We start from the raw sequence: 14,842 nt of genomic DNA on the forward strand, positions 1-14,842 counted from the left end.
CGAGGCACAAAAAGGTAACCCCGGGCTCCTTGTGAGAGCCCGGGGCGTCGGGGGCCGGTGGGGTGTTGCCGGCCGGTGGGGAAAACGGGTAGCCGCCAGCCTACTGGCACACGCAGAATGCCGCCACTGGATCGCCTACGAACGTGCACTGCTTGGTGGTATCGGCGCAATCGCCACCGCAGGTGGGAGCGCCTGACTGTTCGCAGGGATCGCTCTGCTCGGGCTCGCATCGGCAAGCCAGGGTACCGGCTATATTCGTGCACACGTCGGTCGGATTGGGGCAGTCGCCGTTACAGGTCGGGGCACCGGACTGTTCGCAGGGGACCGGCTGGTCGAACACCTTCCAGGCGGGCGTGCACATCTTGGTGGTCCTGAAACCGGCGATCTCGCGCTGGCCAAACTGGTCAACCACGTCCTGGGCACTGGGCGGCATCGCGCCAGTAGGATCCTTGGGGCAGCGGATCTTGTAGCAGAGAAAGTCGTTGGTCAGGTCCTGGCCAACCACGTCCTCGTGCGGGGCATCGCGCTTGTTGTTGGGCTGCATGATGCGATCTTTATTGACCGGCAGGCAGAACTCCTTGCTCTTGACCATTATCCTGCAGCCGGCTTCGCTCGGGTACATGGATTGGTCAGAGTTTGTGATGAGATCGGCTACCGCCGAGTACCTGTGAGAATCCTTGATCTTGTAGCACTTCAGGTGGTCGTTGACGTTCTGGGCCTGCGAGATTGCGGGCAGCGCCAGGGCCAGGAAAGCTACGGTTACTGTTGCTGTTACTATTGCTGTGATTGCCTTGTTCATGTCGATTCCTCCGTCGGCGGCGCGGGTTGAGCCCGCGCCGGCATGCCCCTGTCAAAGCAACTGCTGTGCCAATCGGTAACGGCCCGGAAACCCTGTAAACACGGGCTCTAACCGGGGCTGTGCTGCTAACGTAAGTTAGCGCTCGAAGGGCGGTAGCGTGTGGGTGGGTTTGCAGCGGAGCACCCGGATGCGCCGCCGGTCTCTAGAGCGAGAAAATACCCAGTAGCAGGCCACAACCGGTGAGAGCCATCAGGGGGCCATCACAGGTATGCGGGCTCACGGCTTCGGCAAGCGTCAGCCCAAGGGGAATAACGGCCACCGCCACCAGGAATTGTTCGGGCGTAAACACCGGGACGGCCGACAGGAACTGGTATCCACACAGCACCACGACCGAAACGATAAACACCGTCGCACTACCCTCCAGGGATCGTACGAACTGCCCACTCCAGATACGCCCGTTGTGCCACAGGGCCTTGGTGCGGTACTTGTGCTTGCCGAAACGGATACCCACCGGTTCGGCGAGGCCGTCACCAAATTCGTTTATCAGTTGCGGCACGAGAACGATGAAGGGATTGGCGACCAGCGCCATGAAAGGCAGGTATACGGCGAAACGAAACACGTCCTCGAGCATGTCATAACGCAGGGAATATGGCCTATCCTCCAGCCGATCCCACGAAACGAACGCGTACCGGAACAACGCGACCCGGCGCCGAACGCGATGATACTCGAGCCCTATGGTTTTCAACTGGCCGAGGCAGAACAGGAACGCTATGTCGATAATCACCTTGTCGCCGCTTACTATGAGAAGCGGGATCACGAAGGCCGAGAGCTTCTTTACGGGGCGAAGAATCAGTTTGCGGACGTAATTGATCCGAACTCGGTGCCGCATCACGAGCCATGATGCGAAGAGTTTACCCGCGACTTCGACTACGATCGAGATGCCAAAAAAAGCCATTGCCGCCGTGTTAAGTGCCGGGAGTACGCCGACAGCCCCCAGTACCCCAAGCGTGGCGGCTACAGCCAGGTAAAACGGACCAAGTACGGCTACGAATCGGTCCTCGCCCCTCCAGTCATAGGCCTCGTTCTCCAGCCCGTAAGGATCGGCATACAGGCGGGCGAAATAGCCGTCCCGCGACTGGTGTACTGTCTCCTGGGATACCGGCCCTTCCCGCGTGATCGCCACCGCGGCCAAAGCGGCCCCCGGATACAGTGCCGCGTCGTTACCGGTCGGCTCGTTGGCAGTGCTGGTCCTTGTCATAACTTGCTCCCCACTGTCTTCTTGAACGACCCGATGCTGATGTCAGTCGGACCCAGACCCGCAACAGGACGAGCTCAATATACAAGTACTGCAACTCGTGTGCCAGTAGGAAATTGGCACAAAAACGGGCTCCCGCCGAGACCGGATGCAAACCAGGGTTAGCCCTAGGAGGCCCGGACCGCCTTCCTGGCTTAGCACTGGCCGACGTGGAGGCGCCGCTTAGCGGGCCCAGCTGGAGGATAGAAAAATGATAAAACTCTGTTTCTGCGTACACCGGTTGCCGTCGCTCACGCGCGAGCAGTTCCAGGATTACTGGCACTCGACCCACGCGGCGCTGTTAAAGCGCCACGCCGAGGTCCTCGGCACAGAACAGGCGCAGGCTGCCGTCGCAGAGTTGATCGAAGACGAGCATCGATTTGCAGACCTGTCGCGCTCGCCCATATTCCTGGCCGAAGAACGGCAGATCCTGTAGCGGCCGGCGGTAAGGAGAAAATCACGATGGACTACGAGCAGATCACCTACGAAGTACGCGACCAGGTGGCACTGATCACGCTTGACCGGCCCGACAAGCTCAACGCGTGGACGCCACAGATGAGCGAGGAGCAGGCCCACGCCGTCGCGCGCGCCAACGCCGACAACGCTGTGGGTGCCATCGTCACGACCGGTGCCGGCCGCGGTTTTTGCGCTGGCGCCGACATGGGCGACACCTTCCAGTCGCGCATAGACGGTGTTGACCCCGGCCACAACACCCAGGACGGATCGGGAGGAATGCCCGCAGGCCTCGACTGGGTGGCGCTGGTGCGCGAGTCCAAGCCCATGATTGCCGCGGTCAACGGCGCGACCGTCGGCATCGGGCTTACCATGCTGCTGCCCTTCGACGTCATACTGGCGTCGGACAAGGCGCGCCTGGGCATGGGCTTCATCAAGATGGGGCTGGTGCCCGAGCTGGCCAGCACCCATTTCCTGGTGCAGCGCATGGGCTTTGGCCGCGCATCGGAGATGTGCCTTACAGGTCGCCTTTACAAGGCCGACGAGGCACTGGAGGCCGGCCTGGTGGACCGGGTCGTGGCTCACGACGACCTCGTGGCCGCCGCCCTGCAACTGGCCGGCGAGATCGCGGCCAACCCCGTGCCGCAGTTGCTCATGACCAAGCGGCTACTGACCGAAAACGGCAGCGCCACCGACCTCACCCTGGTGCAGGAGTCGGAGAGCGCCTTGCTGCGCGAGTGCTGGAAGACACCCGAGCACGCCGAGGCGGTGGCGGCTTTTATCGAGAAACGACCACCGCGTTTTCGCTAGCCCGACCATCCACCATTTTCAGACAAGGACGTCGTAAGAGACCCCGTCCAGCTGCAGCTACTGGTCCAGCTGGCGAACCCTGTGTATTACCGCTTCGATTGTCACCGGCACGGGACAGTTAACAATATGCCGAGCGTCGCTTGGCGAATTCGGATGCTCAAAATCATAGTTGTCAGACCCCACATTTGGCGGTGGCGGGAATTCAAGGACTTCCAATTTACCCTCGGCCCTGAGCCGCTGAATCTGCTTGACCCCTTTAAGGACCTCGCTCGCCGGCTCCTTCCAGTGAGCAAAACCGATGTGCCACATCGGACTGTAATCGTCCTCTGGCCTAAAGTAGGAGGGCACTCCCACCTGGCTGCCGAACGGGCCACCACCCAGGAATCCAAAACCGTCGCTTGGCGTCGGTGGATAGGTTGGATCTATCGGCGCTGGGGGCAGCGACTGGATCAGGGGAACTCCGACGCTTCCAAGGTTCTTATACATTGGTACATAGGGGACTCCCATCGCCCTTGCCGGACCAAATGGATAGGTGTCCAGGACTATGTAGTAGGGAAGATAATCACCTTCTCCCGCCCAAGCCTTGTGAAGCTTGAAGGTGATCGACGGATCTGGTCCGACCGTGTCCAGTGCCAGCACATGCCCCGATGCGTCCCTGTCACCCCAGAATTCACCGTTGTAAAAACAAGTCGAGTTGGGAGGTTCATCTGGAAAACTGACACAACTCAGGTCAATCCGATTGTGATGCCATTCCTCGTCGCCCCACTTTGCAAACACGGCATTAACGATAACATCCTGCCCGTCAATCGTGACTCGACGCAAAGGCGAATACGTATTCAGGTCATCAACGTCTGGAATTAAATCCGGATTCTTGCAGGGTCTTCCCGAACCGGAATCGATACCATCAGACACCCTGCAAGCCGGCGAGGCCCATATCGGATTGGGCACGTTCCCGTAAAACGTCCAGTGACCCGTAACTGGATCAATGGTTGCATCCCCGGTAGCCGCTATTGGCGTGCCGGTTAATTTACCAGCCCAGGCCAGGCCCATTTCCTCGGCCAGGGCTTCGTCGCTGATGTCGTGCAGGAAGAACCATACGGGGGTCAGTACGCCGCCGTCGTCGTTCGTTCCCTGCATCAGCGGGAAGGTAATGGTACCGCGTTCGTTGGGCTGCGGGTCAAGGGCGTCGCCGAGCGGAATATCCCTTATGTCGTCTAACTCGCCGATTACCGCCCCATCCACCCAGATATCCACAGGGTCAACCTGCGGTCCGTATTCGCCAACAGCGTCTCCGGTTCTGTATGTAGGCAGTGCGTGGGTGTCCACGTAGCTTACCCCGTCCCACGAGGGGATAGGTGTCGGCATGACCAGGGTCTGCCCCGGATGCTCAATATCCCAGCGCAACAGCATGGCGTGGTCCTCGTGCTGCGTGTTGTGGCAATGCTCCATGAAGGTGCCCGCGAACTCCCGGAAGCGAAGTGCGATCTCCACCATCACCCCACTGTCGGCCTGTGGTCCGAGCCGGTACACGTCCTTGCGAGCCCACTTTTCCCACTCGGGCGGCTCCTGGCCGTCACGTCTCAGTATGATCCCCTCCTCAAAGTGGATGTGTATCGGGTGGCTCCAGGTTCCGCTGTTGAGAAGGCGCCAGACCTCCAGCCCACCGGAATTTTTCTCGGGAGCCGCAGATAGACGGCGGGGGTCCATTCCGAACCCCTTGCCGCCATCGGTCTCTATGACCCAGGGGCGATCGTCGGTGGGCTGCCTCTCAAATTCAAAGGTGCGGTGAAGAGCCGCGTCCAGCTCTGCCTGCGCGGGCATCTGGATGGGGATCATCTTCTGCCCGCCGGCCACGTAGTCCATTGGATCAAGACTGTTGTCGACCCCGGCGTACTCGGTAACACGGAACTCCATGAATTTACCTACAACCGGGTCACCGTCGATCCAGCGGTCGGCAATGCCATCGGGGGGAACCGTGTCGTCGATGGTAACCGGTGCGTAGGCTCCGCTTACGATATCGGCCAGGGGAATCACTTCGTCGGTGACTTGCCCGTTCTTGTGTTGCAGCAGGTTGACCAGGTACAGCTTGTCACCCGGTTCGAAGTTGGCAAAGTCGATGATGACGTCGTAGCGTTCGGCTATGCCGAGGGTCGGCAGCTCGCCGTTACTGAACTCCACGGCGTGCTCCATGATGTTGCCGTCGTTGGCAACCATGTGGAACGGGACCGGGTTGCCGGCCTCGTCGACCAGCGCCAGCTTGAAGTAGCGAGATACCGAGGCATTCAGGACGCGGAAGCGGTACCGGCGGGCACGAACGTCGAAGTAAGGCTTGTACAGCCAGTTAACGGTCATAACGTCGCCGAGAAAGCCTTTCTGGTTGAAGGGGTTAAAACACAACTGCCCGTCACCATCAAAGGCTTTCTCTGCCAGCATCAGGTTGACGTCGTAATCGCGGTTGCCCCAGGGCAGCGCGGATCCACTGGGCAACCTCAGGTTGATGCCGTCATTGACGGATTCGTTGCCGCGATCGAGTGAACTGTAATAGTTCATCATCGCGGCGCTGCCCTTGTAGACGTTCTGGGCAGTGAAATCGAGCATGTGATCGTGGAACCAGTGGGTGCTCATGGTCTCGTGCCAGTCGCCCTTGATCCGCTTTATGCCTCCGTTGCCCATGGGCATCCCTGCCCTTTTATCCCTCTTATTCGTATTGATGGAGTCGTGTCCTGCGAGCACCATCGGCCACCTGTAGTCGTAGAACTGGCCGGGAAAGAAAAACGCGTTGGCGAACCCGTCGCTCTCAGCCGGGTTATGGCCGTTGTGCTCGTGGGTGGTCAGCGTGTGAACACCGAAACCACGGTTCTCGGCGACGTCGATCGGTAACGCATTGTAGTGGCGCATTACCAGGGGCTCGCCATAACGCGCGGTGAGCAGCTTGGGGGGAAAAGTTCCGTCGAAAGTCCACACCGCGTCCGGATCCTGCAAAGGCATGCTGGCATGAAACCGGACCTCGATTCCCGACGTCGTGCCATCGGATCCAGCTGGTTCCGCGGTTGAATGATACAGTCCTGTGGGCCCGAATTCACCGTGCCTGTAGCGATGCCTCTGAGCTCTATCACGCAGGCCGCGATTCTCCCGACCACCGGTTGTCGCAGTCTTGAAGTAAACCCTGGGCTTGAACTCATCCCACCGCTGGTGTGCCCATCCTTCCCCAGGCGGTCGTCCTTCGATCGGGGGGTCGTCAAGATCGCGGCCCAACCATGATTCAATCTTCGACTCCCACGGATTCTCGTCCGAGGTATTCGCCTTGCGCTTGGGGATAGGCCATACCCGGGCTTTCAAAAACTTATCCAGTTTTACTGAACGCGGATAAGCCTGGGGGTTGGCTGGTTTGGGTAGCCGTTTATGTTTGGGGCTATCTTCGGCATGAATTCCACGCTTTGTGGTCCCAAATTCTTCCAATCGCAACATTTTCTGGCTGAAAGGCGTTGCGCCAAAAAGCGGACTCGGTGGGTAATCGGTTGGCACGTTGAAGGTGCCAGAATCCCGCTGGGCAGTCACCGGTATGGCATTCTGCTCGCGGGTGTCTTCGGGGGTTCCAGTCAAGCCCCCCTCAAAACTCCCCTCGTTTGCCTCGGGCAAACCCTCTGGCAGATCTCCCACGATCGGACCCGCACACGCCGAAGGATCTCCGGAAGGCGGGCACTGGGCATGCAGCGTCGGTGGGAAAAAACACGCAATGGCCAGAAAAAATAACGAACAATACAACCCTGGAAAACAATACCTACTAACTCGTCTCATAATTTATCCCCCTGCAGAGATGAAAAAAAACATGGCTAACTTAACTAAAATCCCCGTCAAGGGTGTAATCCAGAACAAGCAACTTGTGTACCAAGCTGAAAATGCCTGGCCCCACAGTCAATACAGGATGAGGTCGGGGCTGTGTTGTAAACCCAGGTTAGCGCTCGAAGTCAAAAAGTCTGCACTCGAAGGTCAAAGGTCTGCAGATAACCGCAGCAAGGATGCAACAGCTTGCGCAGTGGCGTCGCAAGCCGGCAGCATAAAGAAAAATTGTAGAGATCCTCAACAGTGGCCGGTTGGGTGCCTACGCCCACATGGGGGGGGATTCGCCCTTACGTGGGCGGTCAGCGCTGGATCCCCCCCCCCGAATGGGTTTGTGTGTGGGGGGGGGGCTGACGACCTCTGCGTCCTCCCGGTTATTTTACCTTCACCGGGACAGCCACGACCTGTGTTCTCCCGGATTCAAAGGAAAGCGTCATATTGATGGTCTGACCTGCTTCCGCTCGCCGGACCGGTTCCATGAGCATAAGATGCTTGCCTCCCGGGGCAAGCTTCGCCTGCCCCCCCGGGGGCACCAGGAGTTGTTCGACCTCCCTCATTCTCATCAACCCGTCGACAACCGCCATTTCGTGCACCTCTATGCGACCGAAGGCCGGGGACTCTACCTTGACCAAGGAAACAGCCTCCTGGCCGACGTTAACAAGGGTCATATATCCGGCGTTAGCCGGGGCCCTGGCGTCTGCCTCGCGCACCCAGGCATCCATGACCGCCAGCACGTCTCCTTCCGGCTCGGCGTCGGCAACCGGAGCTGCCTCCTCCCGCAGCTCGCCCATCGAAGCAAGGTAGACAAGCAGGTCATCGGCCTCCTGCCTGTTCAGCCGCATATTCGGCATGACCAGATTCCCCCACTCTTCGAGCATGGCTACCGCGATCGGGTCCTCGTCAGCAATCATTTTGTCTGGTGCCTGCAGCCATCCAAGAAGCCACTGGCGATCGCGGCGCCCTGTTACTCCCATGAGATCCGGCCCGAGTGCGCCGGGTCGGGTCTCGCCGTCGACCGTGTGACAAACTGAACAACGAGTCCGAAACAACTGCTCTCCCGCCGACATGGGCCGCAGCTCAGGCGCCTTGTGATAACTCTGCTTGGAAAGAGGAGGGCACTTGGGGCACAGGCCATTCAGCTGAGACGCAAGAATGTAGGGGTTTTCTGTCGGCGCTCGCTTCATCCACTGCCCGGTAGCCTGGTTGCCGATCATCATGTTCAAGTTGTGATCGCCACTTCCGTCCTGGATCTCCTCCACGTACAGGCCGAGCTTTCTACGTAGCAGCGTGATGTCTTCTTCGTTACCGGTGAAGAAATCCCAGTGCGCACCGAATCTATCCTTGTACTCGCTCAGTATCGGCGGCTGGTCGTGTTCAGGGTCGATAGAGATCGAATAAAAAAAGATATCGTCGCCAATTCGATCACCCAGTATGTCCTGGACCTTTTTCAGCTGGGCCGTCTCAAGGGGGCAACTGTCCGGACAGCTGGTGAAGATAAAGTTAACCGCGACGATCTTTCCCTCGATAAGGTCGTCGAAAAACCGCACCTGTTCTCCGTCCTGGTTGGTCAGTTCGACGTTTGGAAAATAGTTCCTGCCCCATGACGCGGCCACGGCAGACGAATAGAAAGCCAGCACCAAGGGCAGCACGATAAACCACCGGCAAAATTTCAAGCTACTTCTCACGCGAGAAGAGATACCCCTTTTTCGATTCAATACAACTAGTAGACTACATTTATCAGCGAACCGGACCATCGCCGGCACACCGTCCGATTGGCACGGAAATCAGGGCAACGAGCCCTGGTACGTCAAAGATGCGGCCGGCAATTTTTCCGAGTTTTTCTCGGGCATGGATCGCATCCTCGACGACGACGGCCGGGAGGAGATCAACGGGAACTGAGATCCCTCGACAGGCTGGTCAACGCCGCGGCGCTGTGACAGTCTGGCGACCTTAAAGGAGACCACCAATGGCACAATTGCGCTACGTCAGAACCCTCGAACAGGTACAGAAAGCCCAGCGGGAAAACCCGGAGTTCATGCAGAGCTCGATGCGGCAGATCCGGGTGGAGTACGAGACCCACCCCGAGATCTACCGCGCACTTGTCCTCAAACCCTTTGACCCCGTTGATCGTCCGCTGGTCTGCGTGACGTTTACCGACATCACCATGGAGATCTCGCCCGAGTACAGCATGACCATCGGCGCGATGGTCTTCGGCGTGCAGGTCACCCACGAGGGAGTAGAGGGCGTAAACCTCATCACCATGCCCATGACCACCGAGCAGGCGGTCGTGCCCGGCCGCGAGACTTACGGCGAGGCCAAGAAAATTGCCCAGATAGATTTCACGAGGGAGGGCGATCACTTTTCAACGAGCGTGAGCCGCATGGGTTTTACCTACGTGACGGCCGAGGGCACGCTTGGCAAAGAGCTCGGCCCGCGCAAGTTTACCCAGCACGGCTTCTGCCTGAAGATGTTTCCGTCCTGCGAGGCGGGCAAGTCTTTTGACAACGACCCCTTGCTCGTACGACTCGACTGGCACCAGGACCACAGCAACTCCTGGGAGCTCGAGGGCGACGGCATCACCCTGGGCGAATCGCCGCTCGACCCCGTGGCCGACATCGAGGTCGTCAAGCTCACGCGCTTTGAGTACGAAGAAGGCACCACGCAGAGCAACGGCAAGGTACTGGGCGCCGTGGCTCCCGAACTCGTGTTGCCCATACTGCACCAGCGCTACGACGACCCCTCGGGCAAAGGCATCGAGATAGCCGTAGGCTGAGATCCAGCGGCCACCCACGGGCTCGGAGTCGTACCCCGGGGCAAGCAACAGCCGATGTCGTCGACAAGTAAAACACTGGCCGAGCACTACACCCGCCCCGACTGGGTACGGCGCATAAACGCCATGGGCGATTCGGTGGCCGGTGCGCGCAGGCTGATCCCGCTCGACGCCGACGCACTGATAAACGACGCGGTCGAATCGACGGGCGGCCTCAGCGACTTCGGCAGCTACGACGGCGACTGGCAGGCCCGTTTCACGTCGCTGCTCGAAGAGCTCGAGTCCACCGGGGCGCTCAACACGATGGGCCGCCTCATGACCCGGCAGGAAGTGCTGCGAGGCCTGCGCACACGACTGTTTCTGACCCGTGCGCGCAGCGAGACCCCGGCCATGGCCGACGAAAATATCGACGCGCCGCTGGTCATCACCGGCCCGCCCAGGTCGGGCACCTCGATACTTTTTGAGCTGCTCTCGCTCGACCCCACCGCGCGCGCGCCACTGGCCTGGGAGGTCATCCACCCGCTGGCGTTTGACCGCGCCAACGAGCAAGCCCGGGTGGCCATGGCCGAGTGCGAGCAGGAATTCTGGGCCGACGTGCAACCGGAGTTCGCGGCCATACACGAACTGCGCGCCGACCTGCCCGTGGAATGCGTCACGCTCACCTTGCCGGGATTCTCGGGCGGCCACTGGTCGATGATAGCCGACGTGCCAAACTGGGACGCCGACTACCCCGCCACCATGCGCTACCACCGGGCACTGCTGCAGGCCCTGCAGCATGGCGGCCCGCCTCGCAACTGGGTCTTGAAGACGCCCCTGTACCTGGCGTTTATCGACATGTTGCTCGACGCTTACCCCGACGCGCGAGTCGTACACACCCACCGAGACCCCTTGAAGACCGAACCCTCGGCCTTCAGCACCCTGGCCACCGTGCGCTGGCAGCGTAGCGACGAGGTTGGAATGCCCGATCCCGACGGCGTGGGGCTGGGCGACATGATGGTAGACCTCGCACGGCGTCGCTCGGAGGGAGAATTTGCCGACAGCATTGTCGACCTGCACTTCTCGCAGCTCATGGCCGACCCCGCCGGAGCGGTAGAAGAGCTTTACTCGCAACTCGACCGCCCGTTTGCAAGCCCGCACGCCGACGCCATCCGCGCTTACATGAAGGCGAAGCCCAAGGGCAAGTTCGGGCAACACAAGTACTCGGCCGAGCAGTGGGGCTTTGATCCCGCCAGGATCAGAAAAAAAATGCTGCCGTATACCGACTACTACGGCGTGACGCTGGAAGGATAGGCCGTGGCGGGTGAGTCTGAGCGACGACCTGGGGAGAACAACGCGATGGGAGTCAGCCAAGCCACAGACGCGTGGAAACTGTTCCGCAGTATGCTCGATGATATGACCACTGTCATCGAGGAAGACGCCGAGAACGACCGCGAGAGGCTCGAGGGACTCGCCGTACTCGGCCGGGCGACGGCGATGGCCCTGGAGCTCAACCTCGACGTGAACGCCGACGCACCGCACTTCTACTCGATGACCACCCAGTCGCGGTTCGTCGGCGGCCCCAACCCCGACGGCGAGTACTACCTCTCGATGATAGACGGCCAGCGCGCCTACCGCGTAAGCGGCACGCGCGGTACGACCGCCTACCTCGGCTTCCAGGTGCTGGCGGGGACCGGGCTCAGCCCCCGCCGCATGGCTACCTACCTGTCCGACCGCGACATGGTCATGGATTCTGACGGGGCTTTCTCGTTCGTAATGGCGGCAGAAGAACCCAGTGCCGCCGAGCTTGGCGGCGACCCCTGGGTGGCTATACCCGGAGACTCATCGTCGCTGGTCGCACGCGAGTACTTTACCGACAGGCAGACCGACGAACCCGCCCGCTTGTCGATCAAACCGCTCCAGTCGCCGTCTGCACCACCGCCCCCGACCGACGAGTCGGTTGCTGTACAGCTCACGAGCATTGCCTGGACCATCGTCAAGCTGTTCACCCTGCACCGTACCGTTAAGCCCGAAATGCTGGAGCAGCCCAACCAGTTCCTTACGGCCGACAGCGTGGAGCTGGGGTCGGAGAACACCACTCCCGACAACCTCTACATGATCGGCTCGTTCAGGCTGGCAGACGACGAGGCGTTGGTAATTGAACTCACGCCTCCCGAAACGCGCTTCTGGAGCGTCACGTTGGAAAGCGTCTGGCACGAATGCATAGAACCGCGACGACGACAGAGCTCTATTACCAAGGCCAGGGCCTCCCTGCAGCCCGACGACAGCGTGCGCCTGGTCATAGCCGGCAGCGACCCGGGCAGCGATAACTGGCTGGATACCGGCGGAAGAACCCGCGGTTTCATGACCTTTCGTTGGTTGGACAATCTCGCCCCGCCTTCTGTTACGACCCGGGTGATACCGCTTGCCGAGTGCAACGGGGCCCGGGCCTAGAGAGCTGAGCCACCATGCTGAGCACTTACCGCGTTCTCGATCTTAGCGATGACAGGGGGCAGACCGGCGGCGTGGCGTCCGTCACCGGGTGCCGCCCGGCCGGTTCAACCCAGGCCTGAAAATCTCAATGAAAACCCCTGTTGGCAGAGCTTTCCTACCCGATCGGGGGGTTGACCAACGACCCACAATCCAGTTAGTTAGACGAGAGACCGTTGGCCGACATCTCAGCATGGTGACCAGACAAAAAGGCACACGCTTCGAGTTCTTGCGCACGGTACTGCCGGCCGTCGTCCTGCTCCTGCAGTCGGGGTCGGTATTTGCCGCGGGCCTGACCTACATCGAAAAGGAAACCGGGGCAGACCCCAACGTCACGCCGACCATGGACGCGGGCGCTGTAACCCCGGACGGACAGTTCGTCGTGACAGTGGGCGGTAACAGCGTGTTCGCCTACCGACGTGACAGTTCTACCGGTGAGCTCGACTGCGAGCAGGAGTTCGGTCTCGTAGATCAGGCGATCGACCACGCCCTTAGTCCCGACGGCGAGCACCTCTACGTCTCTGTAAACCTGCTGGGCAGCAATAATGGGCAGATCCGCTGGTTCGCCGTCTCATCGGCACCCGGGGCAGGAAGCTGTGATCCGGTTTTCGTGATGTCCCCCACCCCGCTGGGGACCGTAACCCAAGGGGCTGGGATCTTCTCATCACTCGACGCGCCTAAAAAAATGTCAGTGAGTCCGGATGGAAATACCTTCGTGTCCGTAAGCGGGGGGAAACACGCTATCCATGTATTCTCCCGCGACAACGACAGCGGCTCCCCGTCGTTCGGGGACATCTCTTTACTCGAAAACGAACTTCTCTCGCCCGGTGTCGGTACCGGGCCGACGGTCACCGGCTTGAAGGAACCCCGCAACGCCGTGTTCAGCGCCGACTCTGCCCACTTGTACGCAATCGGCGAGTTTATCCTCGCGGACGGCAGCAGTACCATATTCGCGGTAGGCCACTGGTCGCGCAACAAGGACGGCGAGCTGGACTTCAAGGGACACCTGCGCGAGGGAGAACCCAGCGCGGCCGGTACGGTTGACGGGCTGAGCAACGCGCGCGACCTCCTGGTCGACCCGGATCCTTCAGGGAACACACTGCACGTGACGGGTACGGCCGATGACTTTACCAGCGCGGTCGCCCACCTTGAACGCGATCCCCTGACCGGGGCGCTGTCGTTTCTCGGGGTAACCGATGGGCTTAACGGGAGTGCAGCCGAAGGAATCACTGCTACCTGCCTGTCCAATGTACACGTATCAATGAACGGTGATTTTCCGCCGTTGACCACGCTACACGCCCTCGGTGGTGGAATACTGGGCTCGCCCGAGCCCGACGTGGGGCCGATCGGCTCGGTTGTCGGTTCGGTCGGCTGGCTGGCATCCAGTCCTGACAGCCTGCACGTTTACGGCGGTAGTGGCACCAATTCGGGGGTCCTTGTCTTCGCGCAGGGCAGCGGTTGTGGCGATGGTATCGTGGGTGTGGGCGAAGACTGCGACCCCTGCCCTCCCGCTTCAGCGGCCGGCACAGGCAGCTGCTGCAGTGTCGTCGACTGCTCGCTTACCATTGGCGCGGCCTGCAGCGACGAAACGTTCTGCAACGGCACCGAGGTCTGCGATGCCACCGGTAGCTGCGTTACCAGTGGCAGCGACCCGTGCGTCGACACCTGCAACTCCATCTGCGAAGACCTGGGCAACAGCTGTCAACCCGACCCAGTCGACACACCCTGCGATGACGGTGCGTTCTGCAATGGGGACGATGCCTGCGACGGCGCGGGGACATGCGCTGGAGCCGGCGACCCGTGCACCGCCGGGGGAGACTGCAACGACGTGTGCGACGAAGCCCTTGACTCCTGCCTGGTGCCTGCGGGTACCAGCTGCGCAAGCGACGGCCTGTTCTGCAACGGTGGCGAGCTCTGCGATGCCGCGGGAAACTGCTTGGATCACTCGGAAGATCCCTGCACCAACGCCCCTGAATGCGCCCAGCAATGCGACGAGACCAAGAATGCTTGCGTACCCAGTTCAACAGGCACTCCCTGCAGCGATGACGGTTCTTTCTGTACCGGCGTTGAAACCTGCGACGGCGAGGGGACCTGTGCCGGAGCGGGTAACCCGTGTAGCGAGCTATGCGTGGGCAACTGCGACGAAGCCACCGAGGCCTGCCTCTTCGACGACGCAGGCACGGACTGTTACCTGGACATGAACCCCTGTGACGGGCTCGAGCACTGCGACGGGGCCGGAAACTGCGAACTCGACCCGCTTGAGGTAACTTACGACGATGACCCCTGCGTTGATTGCTTATTTACCGTTGTAGAAAACGAGTTTGGGGATGAGGCATACCTCCTGGAGCTAGCTCCTACCGATGCGGGTACGCTCTGCAACGACGGTTTGTTCTGCAACGGTCCTGACGGC

General features: G+C 60.5%; 10 protein-coding genes. 6 read left to right on the top strand and 4 right to left on the bottom strand.

All coding sequences use genetic code 11. The features are described from left to right. Nucleotides 1–100: 100 nt before the first annotated feature. The gene (locus EYQ35_06460) at nucleotides 101–799 is read right to left on the bottom strand and encodes a hypothetical protein (GenBank protein HIF63776.1); all 699 of its coding nucleotides are present in this window, start codon (nucleotides 797–799) and stop codon (nucleotides 101–103) included. Nucleotides 800–1,001: 202 nt separating this feature from the next. Next, nucleotides 1,002–2,057, bottom strand: coding sequence for a hypothetical protein (locus tag EYQ35_06465; GenBank protein HIF63777.1), 1,056 nt, complete (start codon nucleotides 2,055–2,057; stop codon nucleotides 1,002–1,004). A gap of 247 nt (nucleotides 2,058–2,304) precedes the next feature. Between EYQ35_06465 and EYQ35_06470 the strand changes: the two genes are divergently transcribed. Further along, the gene (locus EYQ35_06470; protein ID HIF63778.1) at nucleotides 2,305–2,529 is read left to right on the top strand and encodes a hypothetical protein; all 225 of its coding nucleotides are present in this window, start codon (nucleotides 2,305–2,307) and stop codon (nucleotides 2,527–2,529) included. A gap of 26 nt (nucleotides 2,530–2,555) precedes the next feature. After that, nucleotides 2,556–3,356, top strand: a complete 801-nt coding sequence (locus tag EYQ35_06475) for an enoyl-CoA hydratase (GenBank protein ID HIF63779.1) — start codon at nucleotides 2,556–2,558, stop codon at nucleotides 3,354–3,356. Between the two features lie 57 nt (nucleotides 3,357–3,413). Here EYQ35_06475 and EYQ35_06480 read toward each other — a convergent pair whose 3' ends face one another. Together EYQ35_06480 and EYQ35_06485 are read right to left on the bottom strand one after the other, a co-directional pair. Beyond that, nucleotides 3,414–7,154, bottom strand: coding sequence for a hypothetical protein (locus EYQ35_06480; protein HIF63780.1), 3,741 nt, complete (start codon nucleotides 7,152–7,154; stop codon nucleotides 3,414–3,416). A gap of 416 nt (nucleotides 7,155–7,570) precedes the next feature. Continuing rightward, nucleotides 7,571–8,950 carry a copper chaperone PCu(A)C gene (locus EYQ35_06485; GenBank protein HIF63781.1) on the bottom strand — a complete coding sequence of 460 codons (1,380 nt, stop codon included), beginning with the start codon at nucleotides 8,948–8,950 and terminating at the stop codon, nucleotides 7,571–7,573. 212 nt (nucleotides 8,951–9,162) lie between these two features. Here EYQ35_06485 and EYQ35_06490 point away from each other — a divergent pair, with 212 nt between their 5' ends. The 4 genes from EYQ35_06490 to EYQ35_06505 all read left to right on the top strand — a co-directional run. Further along, nucleotides 9,163–9,969 carry a hypothetical protein gene (locus tag EYQ35_06490; protein ID HIF63782.1) on the top strand — a complete coding sequence of 269 codons (807 nt, stop codon included), beginning with the start codon at nucleotides 9,163–9,165 and terminating at the stop codon, nucleotides 9,967–9,969. A gap of 54 nt (nucleotides 9,970–10,023) precedes the next feature. Beyond that, nucleotides 10,024–11,256: a sulfotransferase gene (locus EYQ35_06495; protein ID HIF63783.1), complete on the top strand. Its 1,233-nt coding sequence runs from the start codon at nucleotides 10,024–10,026 to the stop codon at nucleotides 11,254–11,256. A 45-nt stretch (nucleotides 11,257–11,301) separates the two neighbouring features. Continuing rightward, nucleotides 11,302–12,396 (top strand): DUF1214 domain-containing protein, encoded by a 1,095-nt coding sequence (locus EYQ35_06500; GenBank protein ID HIF63784.1) that lies wholly within the window; start codon nucleotides 11,302–11,304, stop codon nucleotides 12,394–12,396. A 232-nt stretch (nucleotides 12,397–12,628) separates the two neighbouring features. Beyond that, nucleotides 12,629–14,842, top strand: a 2,214-nt coding sequence (locus EYQ35_06505; GenBank protein HIF63785.1) for a hypothetical protein, incomplete at its 3' end; no start/stop codon positions are given.

Source organism: Candidatus Binatota bacterium (genome assembly GCA_012960245.1).
In the GTDB taxonomy this organism is placed as follows: Bacteria; Desulfobacterota; Binatia; order UBA1149; family UBA1149; genus UBA1149.